The 16,796-nt window shown below is 57.4% G+C and carries 14 protein-coding genes; 11 read left to right on the plus strand and 3 right to left on the minus strand.

Annotated elements, in window-relative coordinates; translation table 11 throughout:
* Entirely contained in the window at window positions 1-699 is a 699-nt protein-coding gene (locus ACR0AA_RS14340) for a GntR family transcriptional regulator (RefSeq protein WP_480756294.1), read from the minus strand.
* Window positions 700-811: 112 nt separating this feature from the next.
* On the opposite strand from ACR0AA_RS14340, the gene ACR0AA_RS14345 reads away from it, so the two are divergent.
* Window positions 812-2,506 carry a thiamine pyrophosphate-binding protein gene (locus tag ACR0AA_RS14345; RefSeq protein WP_480664749.1) on the plus strand — a complete coding sequence of 565 codons (1,695 nt, stop codon included), beginning with the start codon at window positions 812-814 and terminating at the stop codon, window positions 2,504-2,506.
* On the opposite strand, the gene ACR0AA_RS14350 is transcribed toward ACR0AA_RS14345, so the two are convergent.
* The gene (locus ACR0AA_RS14350) at window positions 2,467-3,387 is read right to left on the minus strand and encodes a LysR family transcriptional regulator (RefSeq protein WP_480664748.1); all 921 of its coding nucleotides are present in this window, start codon (window positions 3,385-3,387) and stop codon (window positions 2,467-2,469) included. The genes ACR0AA_RS14345 and ACR0AA_RS14350 overlap by 40 nt on opposite strands.
* A gap of 98 nt (window positions 3,388-3,485) precedes the next feature.
* Here ACR0AA_RS14350 and ACR0AA_RS14355 point away from each other — a divergent pair, with 98 nt between their 5' ends.
* The 10 genes from ACR0AA_RS14355 to ACR0AA_RS14400 all read left to right on the plus strand — a co-directional run bounded on the left by ACR0AA_RS14355 (window position 3,486) and on the right by ACR0AA_RS14400 (window position 15,789).
* Window positions 3,486-4,619, plus strand: a complete 1,134-nt coding sequence (locus tag ACR0AA_RS14355) for an enolase C-terminal domain-like protein (RefSeq protein ID WP_480664747.1) — start codon at window positions 3,486-3,488, stop codon at window positions 4,617-4,619.
* A complete protein-coding gene (locus ACR0AA_RS14360) occupies window positions 4,616-5,866 on the plus strand; it encodes an NAD(P)/FAD-dependent oxidoreductase (protein ID WP_480756295.1) in 1,251 nt (416 codons plus the stop codon). Before ACR0AA_RS14355 ends, ACR0AA_RS14360 begins: the two co-directional genes overlap by 4 nt.
* A 51-nt stretch (window positions 5,867-5,917) precedes the next feature.
* Window positions 5,918-6,895, plus strand: a complete 978-nt coding sequence (locus ACR0AA_RS14365) for a TRAP transporter substrate-binding protein (protein WP_480664745.1) — start codon at window positions 5,918-5,920, stop codon at window positions 6,893-6,895.
* 70 nt (window positions 6,896-6,965) lie between these two features.
* Complete coding sequence (locus tag ACR0AA_RS14370; RefSeq protein WP_480664744.1) at window positions 6,966-7,499, plus strand: TRAP transporter small permease; 534 nt, start codon at window positions 6,966-6,968, stop codon at window positions 7,497-7,499.
* A 4-nt stretch (window positions 7,500-7,503) separates the two neighbouring features.
* Complete coding sequence (locus ACR0AA_RS14375; protein ID WP_480664743.1) at window positions 7,504-8,817, plus strand: TRAP transporter large permease; 1,314 nt, start codon at window positions 7,504-7,506, stop codon at window positions 8,815-8,817.
* Between the two features lie 6 nt (window positions 8,818-8,823).
* A complete protein-coding gene (locus ACR0AA_RS14380; RefSeq protein ID WP_480756296.1) occupies window positions 8,824-9,753 on the plus strand; it encodes a hypothetical protein in 930 nt (309 codons plus the stop codon).
* 71 nt (window positions 9,754-9,824) lie between these two features.
* Window positions 9,825-11,273, plus strand: coding sequence for an exosortase T (xrtT, locus tag ACR0AA_RS14385; RefSeq protein ID WP_480756297.1), 1,449 nt, complete (start codon window positions 9,825-9,827; stop codon window positions 11,271-11,273).
* Complete coding sequence (locus ACR0AA_RS14390) at window positions 11,270-13,369, plus strand: VIT and vWA domain-containing protein (protein ID WP_480756298.1); 2,100 nt, start codon at window positions 11,270-11,272, stop codon at window positions 13,367-13,369. The genes xrtT and ACR0AA_RS14390 overlap by 4 nt, the downstream gene beginning before the upstream one ends.
* 162 nt (window positions 13,370-13,531) lie before the next feature.
* Window positions 13,532-14,218 (plus strand): response regulator, encoded by a 687-nt coding sequence (locus ACR0AA_RS14395; protein WP_480756299.1) that lies wholly within the window; start codon window positions 13,532-13,534, stop codon window positions 14,216-14,218.
* On the plus strand, window positions 14,212-15,789 hold the full coding sequence (locus tag ACR0AA_RS14400) for an ATP-binding protein (protein WP_480756300.1): 1,578 nt from the start codon (window positions 14,212-14,214) through the stop codon (window positions 15,787-15,789). The genes ACR0AA_RS14395 and ACR0AA_RS14400 overlap by 7 nt, the downstream gene beginning before the upstream one ends.
* A 32-nt stretch (window positions 15,790-15,821) precedes the next feature.
* Here ACR0AA_RS14400 and ACR0AA_RS14405 read toward each other — a convergent pair whose 3' ends face one another.
* Window positions 15,822-16,796, minus strand: coding sequence for a DMT family transporter (locus ACR0AA_RS14405; protein WP_480756301.1), 975 nt, complete (start codon window positions 16,794-16,796; stop codon window positions 15,822-15,824).

Below are 16,796 nucleotides of genomic sequence, written 5' to 3' on the forward strand. Positions count from 1 at the left end.
TTATGCCTCCTCGATGATGCGGGCCGAGATGTCTTCGGACCCTTCCATGTAGATGCTGGAAATCCCGTGGCGTACAGCGTCCTGCACCTGATCCATACGTTTGGTAATGTGAGCGCCCAACACATGTGCAGCCTCATCCGCCTCGCGGTTGAGAAGGGCCTGCATGACCCGCTTGTGTTCGTCCTTCGAACGCTGAACCCGGTCCAGACTCATTGAAATCCAGCGGATATAGCGGATTCGCTCGTTGATCCGGATCAGGGTCTGTAGCAGTTCGTTGTTGCCGGACAGGTTGGCGATGCCCAGATGGAATGCCTCGTCCCTGCTGACGGCTTCTTCGATCGTCAGGCCGGTGATTTCAATGCCTGTCGCATAAAGCTCATCATGCAGCGCCTGAAGTTCTTCGTCAGACGCTTTTTCACAGGCGGCACGCACAGCGGCGACCTCGATAATCTGGCGCAGTTCGAACAGGTCAAACACGCTTTGCGCATCCAGCGGGCGGCAGAAAAACCCCTGGCCGGGGCGAAAATTGAACAGCCGTTCGGCGACCAGCCGGTTCAACGCTTCTCGCAAGGGGGTCCGACTGACTCCCAGTTCTTTTGATAGCGCTACTTCGTTCAACCTGTCGCCGGGCCGAAGCCGAAACGAGACGGCCATCGCCTTTACCTGATCGTAGATGTCGTCAACGCGTGGACCTGCCATGGAAATCGTCCTTTTTCCTTCGGCCCACAGGTGCCACAGGCCGCGCTTGAAATCAATATACAAAACTGTATACAGTTCTGTGTGCAGGTCGAATATGAAGGAATCAAAAACCATGACAGGGACGAATTATCTGACCGGAGCCGAGGCGATGGTGCGCATGCTTGAGGCGCATGGCGTGAAGCACATGTTCGGCTTGTGCGGGGATACCACATTGCCCTTCTATGACGCGTTGGCGCGGATGGATCACGGAATTCAGCACATTCTGACGCGGGACGAACGGCACGCGGCTTACATGGCGGACGGCTACGCCCGTGTGACCGGCAAGCCGGGTGTGTGCGAAGGTCCGTCGGGAGGCGGAGCGACTTATATCCTGCCAGGTGTGGTCGAAGCCAATGAAAGCTCGGTTCCCATTCTGGCGATCACCTCGGATGTCGCCACGACAAGCCGTGGGAAATACCCTTTGACCGAGTTGGATCAACCTGCACTGTTCAAACCGCTGGCGAAATGGAACGCTTCGCTGGATGACGCGGCACGATTGCCAGCGATGGTGCGCGCGGCGTTTCGGGCGATGACAACCGGCACACCGGGTGCAACTCATCTAGCTCTGCCCTTCGACACGCAAAAGGGGCAGGTGGACGAAGCCGAGATTTGGGCGGATGCCCGACACCGCAGCTATCCGGCTGAGCGAGGCGGTCCTGATCTGGATGCAATCGAAGCCGCCGCTGACATTCTTACCAGGTCGAAGTCTGCCGTCATCGTATGTGGAGGCGGGCCGGTTCTGTCCAGGGCCACTGATGCGTTGCGCCGGGTTGCGGGCCTGTTGGACATACCCGTTGCGACGACTGTTTCCGGGCAGGGATCGATTGCCGAAACCGACCCGCTCGCGCTGGGCGTTGTGGGCTCCAACGGAGGCGTTCCGGCGACTCGGGCCGTTGTGGATCAAGCCGATGTCGTCGTTTTTGTCGGATGCCGTGCGGGGTCGGTCACGACGGAACGCTGGCGCAGCCCCGCGCGGGATACCACAATCATTCATATCGACAGTGATCCGATGGTCATCGGTGCAAACTATCAGACCGAGGTGGCTATTTGCGCCGATGCCCGGCTTGCGCTTGAGGCACTGGCGAGCGCCTTGGAGGCGCGGAACGATCTGCCCAACCTGGGCGGTGCTGCCAAGGCCCGTGCGGCGTGGGAAGCAAAGATGGCGGCATTTGCCCCGCTTGCCGCCAGCCGGGAAACTCCGATCCGGCCCGAGGCCGTGATGGCCTCGCTGATGGATATTCTTGATGACGATGCGATTGTCGTCGCTGATCCCGGTACGCCTTGCCCCTATTTCAGCGCCCACTACCGTTGGCGCAAGCCAGGGCGACACTTTATCACCAACCGGGCACATGGTGCGTTGGGGTATTCATTGGGGGCTGCCATGGGGGCGCACGTGGGTCGACCATCGGTCAAGACGCTGGCGGTGATGGGCGACGGTTCCTTCGGTTTCACTTGCGGTGAGTTTGAAACGATGGTGCGACACAACATGCCGATCACCTCGATCGTGTTCTCAAATTCGGTCTTCGGATGGATCAAGGCAGGTCAGGATGCGGGTTTTGGTCAGCGTTATTACAACGTTGATTTTAACCGGACCGATCATGCCGCCGTCGCCTCGGCCTTTGGTGTCAAATCATGGACTGTGAAAGATCTGGATGACCTGAGCAAAGTCCTGAAGAAAGCCGTTGAGCATAATGGTCCGACACTGGTCGACATTCATTCTCAGCAGCTTCACGAAGCCGCGGCTCCGGTCTCCGAATGGGTGGCATAAGACGCAATCGACGGGGTCAACTGGGCCAGAAACTCCTGCGCGATCGTCGATAGTGGCCGTCCCTTGGCTGTGATGATGGCAAGGTCCAGCGTCACGGCCGGACTAAATGGGCGGGTCTGGTACCCGCTCTCGCCATCGAACGTGACCGTGAAAGGGTCGATCATTGCGACGCCCATACCCTGTTTGACGAAACTCAACAGGTTCTCGGACAAATGCGTGTGAATCCGGGTTTGCCACGATCGCCCAGCGGCCTGAAAGATGTCGCGGGTTCGACGGTGGGTCTGATGTTCGGGGCCCATGACGATGAAGGCTTCATTTTCCAAAAGCTCTGGCGTTAACACGTCATAAGCGGCCAAATGGCTGCCTTCCGGAAAGGTTACCACCGTTTCGAAGTGAAAGACCTGATAGTTCAGTGTGTCGTGGAGAATTGGCATCTCGACGATGCCGATCTCGAACAGGCCGGAAATGACCCATTCCTGAATTTTTGAGGAATACTGCGATTGAAAGCTGACGGACAGGTTGGGACGTGATTTGGCAAATCGCGCAATCTCTCGCGGCATAAAGCCGAACGATAGAAGATGAGGGGCCGCCACCTGCAATTGCCCGGGATGCTTGTTCTGCAGATCAGAAACGGCCTGAGCAACGTGATCCAAGCCGCGCACCACAGTATCGACCTCGCGATACAACAGCTCTGCCTCGGGGGTCGGTAGCAGCCGGCCCTTGTTGCGTTCGAACAGAGGCAGCCGAGCTTCTCGCTCCAACTGCGCAAGCAGGTTGCTGATGCCGGGTTGTGAAATTCCAAGCACCGATGCGGCCCCAGTAACGGTTCCGGTTTCCATAATGGCGTGAAACGCCTGCAACTGACGAAAGCGCAGCGACACGGTTTACCTCATCATTTCTTATGATGGACCTACGAAAATATAGTATTTGAAATGATATGACGGTCAAGGCAGGCTTCGTTCCATCGCGGAGAGGACGAATGGGCGATCTGACACAAAAAATCATTGGATACGACCTGTGGCATCTTGAACTGCCGGTCACATCCCGTCGCGATCACGGAATTGGGTCCGTCGAAGGTGTTTGCGAGGTTGTTGTCCTGCGGCTGACGTCTGAGGATGGCACTCAGGGCTTTGGCGAGGCGTCGCCCTGGTCGGTGTTCACCGGTACGCCCGAGGCGACATACGCGGCGCTCGATCGCTATCTGCGGCCCTTGGTCATAGGCGCAAGGGTCGCCGACAGGGCCGCAATAATGTCTCGGGCCGCATATGCGGTGGCGCATTGTACCGAGGCCAAGGCAGCGCTGGAAACGGCTTTGCTTGACCTTGCCGGCAGGATATCCGCCGTACCGGTCTGGTCTCTGTTGGGCGGAAAATGCCGGGACACGATCCCATTGAGCTGCTCAATCGCCAATCCTGATTTTTCGCGGGATATCGAACTGCTCGCGCGCCTGCGGGAAGATGGGGTTCGGATCGTCAAACTGAAGACCGGGTTCAAAGACCACGCTTTCGACATCATGCGGTTGGAGTATTTGGCCCAGAACTGTCCCGAATTCTCGGTACGTGTCGACTATAATCAAGGCCTCAGCATCGAGGACGCGCCTTCTCAGGTGCGGGATGTGGCGCAGTTCAAGCCGGACTTCATCGAGCAACCCGTGCGGGCACATCACTACGGTATGATGGCAAAGCTGCGGCAAATGACGGATGTGCCCTTGCTGGCTGATGAAAGTGTTTTTGGCCCCGAGGACATGGAGCGCGCCGCTCGTGAAGGAATTTGCGACGGTGTTTCGGTGAAAATCATGAAATCCGGTGGTCTGACACGTGGTCAAACTGTTGCCCGTATCGCCGCCGCGCATGGCCTGAGCGCCTATGGTGGAGATATGTTTGAGGCCGGATTGGCGCATCTGGCGGGCACCCACATGATCGCCGCGACACCGGAAGTAACCTTGGGCTGCGAGTTCTATCAGGCCTCATACTTCCTGGCTGAGGACATTTTGGAAGAACCCTTCGAGGTGAAGAGGGGCGAGGTTATTGTCCCCGACGGCCCGGGTTTGGGCGCAAAACCCGATCTGAGCAGGCTCGACCACTTTGCAGTGTCGAAAGCCGTGGCCGCATGAGCGTACAGAAGACCATAGCCATTATTGGCGCTGGTATTGTTGGCGTTTCGGCAGCCGTCTGGCTGCAACGGGATGGTCACAACGTGATCCTGATCGACAAAGCTGGGCCAGGTGAGGGGACCTCGCATGGCAATGGTGGGGTGCTGGCGTCTTGTTCAATCATTCCGGTGACCGTTCCGGGATTGCTTCGCAAAGCGCCGAAAATGCTGCTTAGTCCCACTCAACCGCTGTTCTTGAAATGGGGGTATCTACCGAAGCTAATCCCATGGCTTACGCGCTATCTGAAACACGCGAACTCTGATGACGTGGAGCGGATTGCAGCCGCGCTGGCGCCGATCGTGGGCGACAGTCTGAATGATCACAAGGCGCTGGCCGAAGGCACCGGGGCCGAGAAATGGATCGTGCCATCTGATTACTTGTTTCTGTACGAAAACCGCGCCCATTTTGAAGGAGACGCCTTTGGCTGGGATGTCCGGCGCAGGCACGGCTTTAATTGGGAGGAGCTGGAAGGCCAGGCCTTTCACGCCTACGATCCGGTCTTCAGCCAAGATATCGGGTTCGCTGCAAAACTCTCGGATCACGGCCATATCACTGACCCGGGCCGATACGTGAAAGACTTGGCCGCGCATGTCGAGGAAAACGGTGGCAGGATTATCCGGGCTTCTGTCGACGATGTTGTTCGCGACGACGGCCGGGTGACGGGCGTGCGGGCCGACGGTGAGACGATTTCCTGCGACACGGCAATCGTGACGGCCGGAGTCTGGTCTGGCCCGTTGGCCAAACAATTGGGTGTTTCTGTTCCTCTTGAAAGTGAACGTGGTTATCATCTTGAATTGGTAGAGCCTTCTGCCATGCCGCGCAGTCCGGTTATGGTGGCCTCGGGCAAGTTCGTGGCCACGCCCATGGAGGGACGCATTCGGCTGGCGGGAATTGTCGAATTCGGCGGGCTCGACGCTGCGCCTTCGCGCGCGCCGTTTGATCTGATGCGCAAGAACGCCCGGGCGGCCTTTCCGGGAGTGACATGGAAGGAGGAAGTGGAATGGATGGGACACAGGCCCGCACCGGCGGACTCGATCCCCGTTATCGGCGAGGTGCCGGGCGTTGAAGGTGCATACATGGGCTTTGGACACCATCACATCGGTTTGACGGGCGGGCCGAAAACAGGACGTCTGCTGGCGCAAATGATTGCGGGTCGGACGCCGAACACTGACATGAGCGTGTATGCTCCGTCACGTTACGCGACTTGATAAATACTGGTGAAAAACATCGGCAACTTAGAATTAGACAGGGAGAAAATGATGAAGAAATTGACAAGCCTTCTGGCAGCAACCGCTTTGACCGCCGCTGCAACTGTTCCGGCGATGGCCGAAAAATGGGATATGCCCATGGCCTATTCGGCGTCAAACTTCCACTCGGCAACAGGCGCGGAATTTGCGAAATGCGTGACGACCGGGACCGGTGGTGAGATCGAAATCGTCACCCATCCGTCTGGTTCCTTGTTCAAGGGCGCTGACATCAAACGCGCAATTCAGACCGGGCAAGCGCCGATTGGCGAGCGGCTACTGTCCGGTCACCAGAACGAAAACGCGCTGTTTGGGTTCGATTCCATTCCGTTCCTGGCAACTTCATTTGATGATAGCGCCAAGCTTTGGGAAGCTGCGAAGCCCTCGATTGAAAAGCTGTTGGCAGAGCAGAACCTGACCTTGCTTTATGCCGTGCCGTGGCCACCGCAGGGCCTGTACTTCAAGAACGAAGTGAACTCGGTCGCCGATATGGAAGGCATCAAGTTCCGGTCCTACAACAACGCGACATCTCGCTTGGCGGAACTCACCGGTATGCTTCCAGTGACCATCGAAGCCGCTGAAATCAGTCAGGCGTTCGCAACCGGTGTTGCAGACTCGATGGTGTCGTCGGGGTCGACCGGGTATGACCGGAAAGTCTGGGAAAGCCTGAACTATTTCTACGAAGTGGATGCCTGGCTGCCGCGCAACTATGTGATGGTCAACTCGGATGTATGGGCTGGCGTATCCGACGCGAACAAGAACGTTATCAAGGCCTGCGCCGAACTGGCGGAATATGCGGGCAACTGGCGCGCCAAGGAATACACTGGCTTTACGCTGCAGGGACTTCGCGATGGCGGCATGAATGTTGGTCCGGCATCCGAGCAGATGACGAATGAGTTGAAAGAGATTGGCGTCACCATGACCAACGAATGGCTTGAGGCCGCGGGCGACGAGGGCAAAGCAATCGTCGATTCCTTCAACGCGTCTCAGTAATCATCCCCTTCCGGGCGGCGGTGCATACTGCCGCCCGTTTCATATCCAATAACAACGACGCGGGGACAACATGGCGGCATTGCGAGGGCTTCGGTCCGTACTGGATTTCATTTATCAGGCAGCAGGGGTTCTGGCGGCGCTTAGCCTGATCGCCATTCTTCTGCTCATCGTGGTGCAGATGCTGGCCCGTTGGACAGGCGAGGTGTTCCCCGGAGCACCCGATTACGCCGGTTACGCAATGGCCGCGGCGTCATTTCTTGCGTTTGCCAATGCGCTGAATCGGGGCAGCCATATACGTGTTTCGATCCTGTTGAACGCGGTTCCGGACGGGGTGCGTCGCATTCTGGAAATCTGGTGCTTTGCCATCGGTTCCGCCGTGATGTGGTACTTCTGCTGGTACGCCTACCGCTTTGTCTACTGGAGCTGGAAGTTCAACGATGTCAGCCAGGGGCAGGACAAAACCGCGCTCTGGATTCCACAATCAACGATGCTAATCGGCGCTGTCATTCTGGCCATCGCCCTGACGGATCACCTGATCCATGTCCTGTTCCGTGGCGAACACCGTATCGTCCGCGATCTGGCCGATCAAAGCCACGGGGAGTGAGCGCATGGAAAACCTGTCTGTCATTATCCTCTTTCTGTTTGTCCTTTTCACTCTGCTCGGCACTGGTGTCTGGGTTGGCCTAGCGCTGATGGGCGTCGCGTGGGTCGGGATGGAACTGTTTACCACGCGGCCAGTAGGCGATGTGATGATCACAACCATCTGGTCGGCGTCCTCTTCATGGACCCTGACGGCGCTGCCAATGTTCATCTGGATGGGCGAAATCCTGTATCGAACGCGATTATCCGAGGATATGTTCAAGGGCCTTTCGCCATGGATGGCGCCTTTGCCCGGTGGGTTGGTGCATACCAATATCGTGGGCTGCACGGTCTTCGCCGCCGTTTCCGGATCGTCGGCAGCAACGCTGACGACGGTCGGCAAAATGTCGATCCCTGAACTGCGCAAACGCAACTACCCCGAGCGGATGATCATTGGTACGCTGACTGGCGCTGCGACGCTAGGTTTGATGATCCCGCCCTCACTGACGCTGATTGTCTATGGCGTGACCATCAATGAATCGATCACCAAGCTGTTCTTTGCGGGCATCCTGCCGGGGTTGGTACTGGCAACAATGTTCATGGGTTACGTCGCGATCTATTCGAAGTTCGGGAAAGACTGGAACCCGAACACCGAAAACAAGCTGAGTTTTTCCGAGAAGCTGAGAAACTCGCGTTTCCTGTTGCCCGTGATCCTGCTGATCATGGTGGTGATTGGGTCAATGTATCTGGGCTATGCCACCGCGACCGAGGCGGCTGCCTTTGGTGTGATCGGAGGATTGTTGCTGGCCGCAGGGCAGGGATCGCTCACTTGGAAGACCTTCACCGAAAGCCTGATGGGTGCGACGCGAACCAGCGCGATGATCGCGTTGATCCTTGCGGGGGCTGCATTCCTGTCTCTGTCCATGGGGTTCACCGGTCTTCCGCGCGGGTTGGCCGACCTGATCGCAGGGTGGGAACTGACGCGGTTCGAACTACTGATGGTTCTGTTGGTCTTTTATATCGTTCTGGGCTGTTTCCTGGACGGTATTTCCTCGGTGGTGCTGACCATGGCTGTGGTCGAGCCGATGATCCGCGATGCTGGGATCGACTTGATCTGGTTCGGGATATTCATCGTCGTCGTCGTTGAGATGGCGCAGATCACGCCGCCGATCGGGTTCAACCTGTTCGTAATGCAAGGCATGACGAACCACGAAATGAGCTATATCGCGCGTGCCGCAATCCCGATGTTCCTGATCATGGTGCTGATGGTGTTTGTCCTGATCTGGTTCCCTGACCTGGCCACCTGGCTACCAGAAAACCTGCGCCAGAGCCCCGGCGGGTAGCAGGAAGTGAACCCTCTACATCTGGCGGCCCGCCATGGGCCTTACGTCCTGGTAGCAGGGCTGGCCGCCGGATTGCTGCTGCCGGGATTGGCGGAGCCGATGCGGGCGTTGCTACCGCCGCTGGTGGCGTTGTTGTTGTTTCTGACGGTGCTGCGAATGGAGCCCGCGTCGCTTTTGGGGTCTTTGGCGGATCTGCATCAGGTGGTGAAAACGGTCGCCGCGTTTCAGCTGGGCATACCAATGTTGGTCCTGGCAATCGGGTTTCTGGGCAGTTGGACAGGCACGGCAGTGTTCCTGTCTCTGCTCATCATGGCCTCTGCACCTTCGATTTCCGGAAGCGCCAATATGTGCCTTATGATGGGATACCCGGCCGAACATGCGTTGCGTCTGATGGTGATTGGTACTGCGGTTTTGCCACTGACTGCGTTTCCCATTTTCTTGATGATGCCTGAACTGGGCGACATTCAGTCTGTCCTGACCGCCGTGCTTCGCCTGTTCCTGACGATTGCGGTTGCGACGCTTTCCGCCGTCGCGCTGCGTCGGTTGTTCTTGCGCAACCCAACCCCGGCGGCCCTTAAGAACATCGAAGGGCTGGCTACGATCACGCTTGCCGTCTTTGTTATCGGTTTGATGCCATCGGTCACTGCGACCGCGCTGGTTGATCCGGGGGTCGCGGTTTTCTGGTTCGTGTTCGCATGTCTGGCCAATTTCGGCACCCAGGTGTTTTCGTTTTTCCTGACGCGCGGCCGGATGGCGGCCGAAAAGTCCATCGCGATCTCTCTGATCGCCGGAAACCGAAATGTCGCGATTTTTTTTCTCGCTCTGCCGCCCGACATCACCGCGCCCATATTGGTTTTTATCGGTGCCTATCAGATTCCGATGTACCTGACTCCCATGGTGATGCGTCGGTTGTACCGAGCGCCAGCCGCGTCCTAACGCACTCGATTTCATGAAATTCTGCACATCTTAGGCAGAGGAAGTGCGCATTCGTCCGCAATTCTGGCGGTATGAAAAGAACGATCACCGAACCCCTGACATGGGCCGCAATGGCGGCGGCCTCCGCAATCCTCGCGGCGCAACCCGTGCATTGGCTTGTCCAAAGTTGGGTAAGTCCGGCTTACGGGTCTTACGGGTATCTCTACGTCCTTTTGATTGTCGGTCTGGGTTGCGCCAGTCTGCTAAGCGGCAAGGCCAATGGAAGCAGTGCCAAAGCCCCGGTTCTGGTGCTTTTGTTCACGGCGGCCTTAATCCGGTTATTGGGTCAGGTATTGGCCATCAATATCCTCAGCGCTCTGGCGCTTGCGGTGGACGTCTTTGCCGTTGTCCGGCTGTTGCGCCTGGAACAAAGACCCTTTGCCCTGTCACCGTTCTGGATGGCAGCGCTGTTTCTGTTTTCCCTTCCGACCGAAGTGGTGTTGCAGCGCACCTTGGGATTTCCGTTGCAAATGATCTCGGCGGAAATTTCGTGCCAGATGCTAACGCTGTTGTTTGCCGACGTTGTTTGCGACGGGGTGCGTATCACGTTGGAACAACGCGATATTCTTGTGGACTTGCCGTGTTCAGGGGCCTCGGGGCTATTGCTGTCGCTGGCCTTTGTCGTGACCCAGAACGCGATCATGCGCCCACGTTTTTTGACGGCATTGGCAAGCCTGTTGGCGATGGTCGGTTGCGCGGCGTTGGGAAACAGCCTGCGTATCTCCTTGCTGGCTATTGGTCTTGTCAACGATCTGGATGTGATGGCTGAACCTTGGCACTCGCTCGTAGGATTAGTGACGCTTGGCCTGACTGTTCTGCCCTTTGCACTGTTCTATCGACCGAGCAACGCCGGCGTTGCCGACAACGCCCCATCGAGATGTTACGCGTCTACGAGCCTTTCCTTGCCGGCGGGTCTGATCTGTCTGCTCGCGAGTTTGGCAATTGTCTCACTGAAGCCTGATCCGGTGGATATTTCCGGCATGGTCAATGGGCCGGAGATGCCAGCCCAAATCCATGGAATCAGGGCTCAGGACGTGCCGCTGACACCGCTGGAAGCTACCTATTTCGAAACCTATGGCGGCGAAGCGCAAAAGGCGCAATTCGGTCCGCTGGGTCTGAATGTGGTCAGTTCGCGGGCGCCTTTGCGTCACCTGCATGCGCCTGAAATCTGTCTGCGCGGTTTGGGATACAAGGTTCGCTTTCTCGGCACGCGATACAACGGCGTCCCCAGCGCTTATTACCAGGCGATTGGCCCCGATGGGGACCAGTGGCGAGTAGTGGTCAGCTACGTATCTCAATCCGGGCAGGTCGCACCCAGCGTGGGTGAGGCGATCTGGCGTTGGATGACTGGATCGGGCGGCACCTGGAGCAGTGTTCAACGGATCACACCCTGGACGTTGGATCCCAAGCTTGGCGCGGAACTGGACGCGGCGGCGCTTGCATCCCTCGACATTCAATCCATCAAAGGAACGGACATATGATACGACAGATTGTTTCTCTGACATTTTTTCTACTGCCCGGAGTTTGGACATCCGCGGCATACGCTCAGACCGTGGATGACCTTGCCGGTCGCGTGGTAGGCTCTACTGCGGAGGGTGAGGTGGACATGCCATTGCTGAAATCCGACCTCAAGGTTGATATTCAGGGGAATATGGCAACGGTTCGGGTCCGTCAGATATTCGCCAACCCCACGGAATTTCCCATGTCTGCGGAATACCTTTTCCCGCTTAGTCAGAATGCGGCCGTCTATTCCATGCAGATGCAAGTCGGCGACGAAGTGGTTCAGGCGCAGATTCAGCGTAAGGCCGAGGCGGAACAGACGTTCAAAAAAGCCGAGCAGGAGGGCAAGGCGGCTGCCCTGCTGACCCAGCATAGACCCAACATGTTCACGCAGAACATCGCGAACCTGATGCCGGGCCAGCCCGTTGCCGTCACCCTCAGTTATGTGCAGTCGGTTCCCAAGATCGACGGTGCGTATGAACTGGTTTTACCATTGGTTGTTGGTCCCCGGTACCAAGGGGGGGCAAACAGCGATGAAGGCCCAGCGGATCCTGTCTTGGCAGAGTACGCAGTTGATGAAGGCAAGCCTGCAGCGACGGGGCCTGTGGGCAGTTGGAATGTCGCAAAGCTCCCCGCATATCCACCAGTTTCCGGTCTTACGATCCCAGATATCATCGATCCCGCACGGGTATCGCTTGATGTGACCTTGGATGCCGCCGTTCCAATTTCCATGCTAGAGAGCGCGACACATGAATTGGATATTGACTGGACCGAGAACTCGGTCGACGCGTCCTTCTCGGATGGTCGTGTGATCGACAATCGCGACGTAGTTCTGCGCTACGAACTTGGGGGCGAGGACACAACAGCCGGGGTCCTGTCGCACTACGACGCGCGGGGCGGCTTTGTATCACTGATGATCGAGCCACCGAAAATGCCCGAGGCGGACGAGATCGCGGCCCGTGAACTGGTGTTTGTGCTGGACACATCCGGCTCTATGAACGGTGAGCCCTTGGACGCAAGCAAACGTTTCATGGAGGCCGCGTTGAAGGGGCTACGCCTCGAGGATTACTTCCGTGTGATCCGGTTTTCCTCCGAGTCGTCGGAGTTTGCGACCGGTGCCGTGCCTGCAACGCGCGGCAACATTGCAGCGGGCCAGCGTTATGTGCGCAGTTTGCGGGCAGGAGGTGGAACCGAGATCGACAATGCCATCCGCCACGCGTTTGCAACCCGGCAACCCGCCAACACTCTGCGCATCGTGGTTTTCCTGAGCGACGGCTACATTGGCAACGAGGCACGTGTGTTGAAAACGATCCGCCGCCGGATCGGCGATGCCCGGATCTATGCATTCGGTGTGGGCACGTCAGTGAACCGCTACCTGCTTGATGCCATGGCGGATGAGGGGCGCGGTTATGCCCGCTATGTCGATCCGACGGAACACGCTTCAGAGGTAGCAGAAACTCTCGCGCGCGACCTGAAGTCACCCGTGTTGACCGACATCTCGATTGATTGGGGCGGGCTGAATGTTACGGACGTCGTTCCGCAGAGGATACCGGATCTGTTCGATGGCGGCTCGGTTCGTGTTTTGGCCCGATACGAAGGCGGCGGATCGGCCGATGTTCAGGTCAAGGGGCTGGTTCAGGGCCGCAAAGCCAATATGCCTCTGTCCCTGAATTTGCCCGCGAAACCAGATCCAGAGGGTGAGCAGAGCACTAGCGCTTCAATCCCGCTGACTTGGGCGCGCAGCAAAATCGCTGATCTGGACCGGGCCATTGCCGTTCAGGATGGTGAAGAAGGGCAATTGAAGAACCGTATTGCAAAACTTGGCTTGGGCTTCAATTTGCAGACTCGTTACACCTCGTTCGTAGCGGTTTCGAACGCTATTGTGAACGAAGGCGACGCAGTTGTCAGAAAGTCTGCGGTTCCATTGCCGCAAGTGGCTGGCGTGAGCGCGCAGGCCTACCCAAACAGTGGCTTCAGCGGGTCTTCCACACCGGAACCTCAAACCCTTTTCGGTATTATTACCTTGTTGGCATTGGGAGCCTTGCGCCTGTCCCGAGCAAAGGGCAAATCGGCATGAGTTTTGTTCCGTACAAACTGCGCACGGATGCCTGGTGGCTTGACGGCGAAATCACCTGGCGCAAGCCACAGGTTCGCAACAGGGCAAATGGCTCACTTGACCGTGCCAACACCAGTGTGATCTGTGATCGGAACACCCACGCGACAGCGGCGATTGAAGACCATGGCAAACCAAATCCTGATTGCAGATGATGATGCCCGTATACGGGACGTGGTGCGCTTTGCGCTGGAGGACTCCGGTTTCAAGATTACCGAAGCCGCAACCGGGCTGGAGGTTCTGGACCGATTTGACGAAACGCCTGCCGATCTTGTTGTTCTGGATATTGGCATGCCGGACATGGATGGATTGGACACCTGCCGGGAACTTCGCCGGAAGACCGACGTGCCGATCCTCTTTCTGACCGCGCGCGATGAAGAGATTGACCGCATTCTGGGTTTCCAACTGGGAGGGGATGACTACGTCACCAAGCCCTTCAGTCCGCGTGAACTGGTGCTGCGCATCCGCGCCATCCTAGCCCGCGCGGCCTCGCCGGCCCCGGCGGATGACGTAACCGTTGTTCAGGACCTGCGTTTGGACGAAAAAGCCCATCGCTGCACCCTTGCAGAGGTCGAACTGCAGCTCACCGGGATCGAGTTTTCGGTTTTGGCGACGCTAGCAAACTCTCCGGACAGGGTGTTTTCCCGGTCTCAGCTGATCGAGCGGGTCTATGGGCAAAACACCTATCTCTCGGGTCGAACAGTGGACAGCCACATTCGAAACATTCGCCAAAAAGCGCGCACCGCAGGCTACCCGGACCTGATTCAGACTGTCCACGGTGTAGGCGTGAAGCTGGGTGTTTGTCAGTGCTGAAGGTCACAAGGAAATGGCGGCCTTCACTTGCGCTGGTGATCTCGTTGGTCTGTTTCGGGCTTGTGGCCTTACCGATCATCGGTGTTCTGGGTGCACGCCTGTCCAGCAACCAGTTTGCCCGCGAAACCGAACGCAGTCTGCTAGCCCAAGCCGCCATCTTTGCGGAGGTTTACGCGGCTGCATTTGCTCAACACCAGCCTTTGCCAGAGGCCGGTCAGAGACTTTCAGAAGCACAGATCGCGCGCCTTGCGCAAGACCATCATCCCATTCCGCCCCGACTGGATTTGTTTCGTGGCTGGGTTTCGCCCCCGCGTCCCGATCCGGTCGAGACATCTGAAACACTCCGCCCGCCCTACCTAGCGATTTCCCAGTCCCTTTCCCAACTGGCGGCAGCGAGCAAGAAAACAACGCTGTCGGGTTATCTGTTCGTGGATCATTCCGGCCAGATCGTTGCCAGCAGTGGGTCGGTTAGCGGATCGGTGGGTCACATCCCCGAAGTGGCGCAGGCATTAAAGGGCGAAACGGTCACATTGCTGCGGTTCAGGGACGACCAGACAGACCGGCATCTATTGAACTCTATCAGCCGGGACACGTCTTATCGTGTCTTCGTTGCGCATCCCGTCATCGTAAACGACCGGGTTATCGGTGCGATCTATCTGTCGCGGACGCCCATGGATCTGCGCAAGTTTCTGTTTCAGGAGCGTTATACATTGGGGTCCGTCGCGGCCTTCATGGTGTTGTCCGCAGCCCTCGTCGGGTTCCTGATGTGGCGGCTGATTTCCAAGCCTATTCGCGATCTCAGCATTCAGAGCCGGGATGTGGCGAGCGGGCTCAAACCCGTGCCTGATCCGGTACGGCATTACGGTGTGCGCGAATTGGCGGATCTGGGTCATAACGTAGTATCAATGGCTTCGACACTGTCGGATCGGTCTGCCGCGATCGAAACCTATACCAACCATGTCACGCACGAGTTGAAATCCCCCGTCACGGCGATCCTTGGCGCGGCAGAACTGCTTGCCGATGCGGGTCCTGATGCGTCGGGTGTACGGCACCAGAAACTGGTGAAAAACATCCAGGAAGAAGGCTTGCGCATGAATGCGCTGCTGGAACGTCTGCGCGAATTGGCGCGGGCTTCTGTCCAGACTGACAGGACGCAAACGTCGCTTGAGGAAATTGTAGCCTCCGCGGCAGCGGAGTTCACCGACTTGGAAATAAACTTGCATGCAGACGCTGGTGTTTCTCTTCCTTTGTCTGCAGATCAAAGTCTGATCGTGCTGCACCATCTGTTTCAAAACGCGCATCAGCATTCGGCCACGAGAATTGATATCACATACGACGCCGAGACTGCCAGTTTGACGGTCAGGGACAACGGGATCGGGGTTTCCAGCCGAAATCATGAACGGATTGTTGAGCCATTCTTTACGACACGCCGGAATGCTGGAGGTACTGGCATGGGGTTGGCCATTATAGTTGCAGTGCTGAAACAGGTGGGTGCGCGTATTCGTTCGGAACCTGTCGAACAAGGTGCACTTTTTCGGATAATGTTCGATCCGGCAACGGATGCTTTCTAAAGCATCCGTGCGGTTCTTCGCCATTTAAGGGGTTAGCTTGAGGTAACTACGGCAGAGGCATCGCTCGGGCGTTTCTGTCGTTTCCGGGGCGCAATGTCCCGTTGCAAAACAATTGTCGCTACTATTGTCAGGACTGCGCCGGGCCACGTCGCCAAGGGCGGCAGGCTTTCTCCAAGCGCGAGCCCAATCAGAAGAACCAACGCCGGGTTCAGGAACGTGTAGGAAACGACTTTTGTCGGTCCGATCCGCGTTGTGCTCCATTGAAAAGCGAAGAACGTGACGATTGTGGTGAAAACCGACAGATAGGCGATTCCGGCAAACACCCTGCCCGGAATGGCGGCCCACTGAACGTTGCCCAAGCTGGGGAGCGATAACACAAACAACCAGATTGCGCCCGTGGCGAGAATCCAGAAGGTCATACGCGCCATGGGTTCACCGCGATGAAGAACCTTTATCAAAGTGCTATAGCTGGCCAGCGCAGTTGTCCCCGCCAAAAACAAAAGGTCTCCGTTACCGATTTCAAGCGTAAGCAGTGCCTTGGGATTGCCACGAAAAATGACCCAGATCGCTCCTAATGTGCCGATCGGAAGCGCGATCCGCGCCGCCAGAGTCAACCGCTCGCCGAGCAAGACCGCTGCGACAACCGCAGTGATAACAGGGCTCAGCGCAAAGACTGCAGCTGTGTTCAGCGGTGTTGTCACCCGAAGCGAAGCAAACATGCACCAGAAGAACGTCACCAAAAGGATGCTGAGCACCCCATAGCGCCCGAGATCGCGTAGGCTTGGCCGCACAATTCCGTATCGCAGTGCAACGAGTGGCGCGAACAATACGGTTGCCAGGGCAAAACGAATGAAGGTCAGCACAACACTGTTGAGATCGTCGGTTATGGCCGCCACGACCGGAAAGGAAGTCGCAACAAGACAAGTGGCCACCAGCATCAGGCCGTGAACTTGAAACACGGACCCGGAACCAGAGAGTGGGAGCGATTTATTCTGATGCAGGGTCAT

This window comes from Ruegeria sp. CE8 (genome assembly GCF_056537465.1).

Excerpts from the sequence above, each read along its gene's own strand:
- ACR0AA_RS14340 (WP_480756294.1), bottom strand. The coding sequence starts at position 699 with ATGGCAGGTCCACGCGTTGACGACATCTACGATCAGGTAAAGGCGATG.
- ACR0AA_RS14345 (WP_480664749.1), top strand. The coding sequence starts at position 812 with ATGACAGGGACGAATTATCTGACCGGAGCCGAGGCGATGGTGCGCATG.
- ACR0AA_RS14355 (WP_480664747.1), top strand. The coding sequence starts at position 3,486 with ATGGGCGATCTGACACAAAAAATCATTGGATACGACCTGTGGCATCTT.
- ACR0AA_RS14360 (WP_480756295.1), top strand. The coding sequence starts at position 4,616 with ATGAGCGTACAGAAGACCATAGCCATTATTGGCGCTGGTATTGTTGGC.
- ACR0AA_RS14365 (WP_480664745.1), top strand. The coding sequence starts at position 5,918 with ATGAAGAAATTGACAAGCCTTCTGGCAGCAACCGCTTTGACCGCCGCT.
- ACR0AA_RS14370 (WP_480664744.1), top strand. The coding sequence starts at position 6,966 with ATGGCGGCATTGCGAGGGCTTCGGTCCGTACTGGATTTCATTTATCAG.
- ACR0AA_RS14375 (WP_480664743.1), top strand. The coding sequence starts at position 7,504 with ATGGAAAACCTGTCTGTCATTATCCTCTTTCTGTTTGTCCTTTTCACT.
- xrtT (WP_480756297.1), top strand. The coding sequence starts at position 9,825 with ATGAAAAGAACGATCACCGAACCCCTGACATGGGCCGCAATGGCGGCG.
- ACR0AA_RS14390 (WP_480756298.1), top strand. The coding sequence starts at position 11,270 with ATGATACGACAGATTGTTTCTCTGACATTTTTTCTACTGCCCGGAGTT.
- ACR0AA_RS14395 (WP_480756299.1), top strand. The coding sequence starts at position 13,532 with ATGGCAAACCAAATCCTGATTGCAGATGATGATGCCCGTATACGGGAC.
- ACR0AA_RS14405 (WP_480756301.1), bottom strand. The coding sequence starts at position 16,796 with ATGACCCTGCATCAGAATAAATCGCTCCCACTCTCTGGTTCCGGGTCC.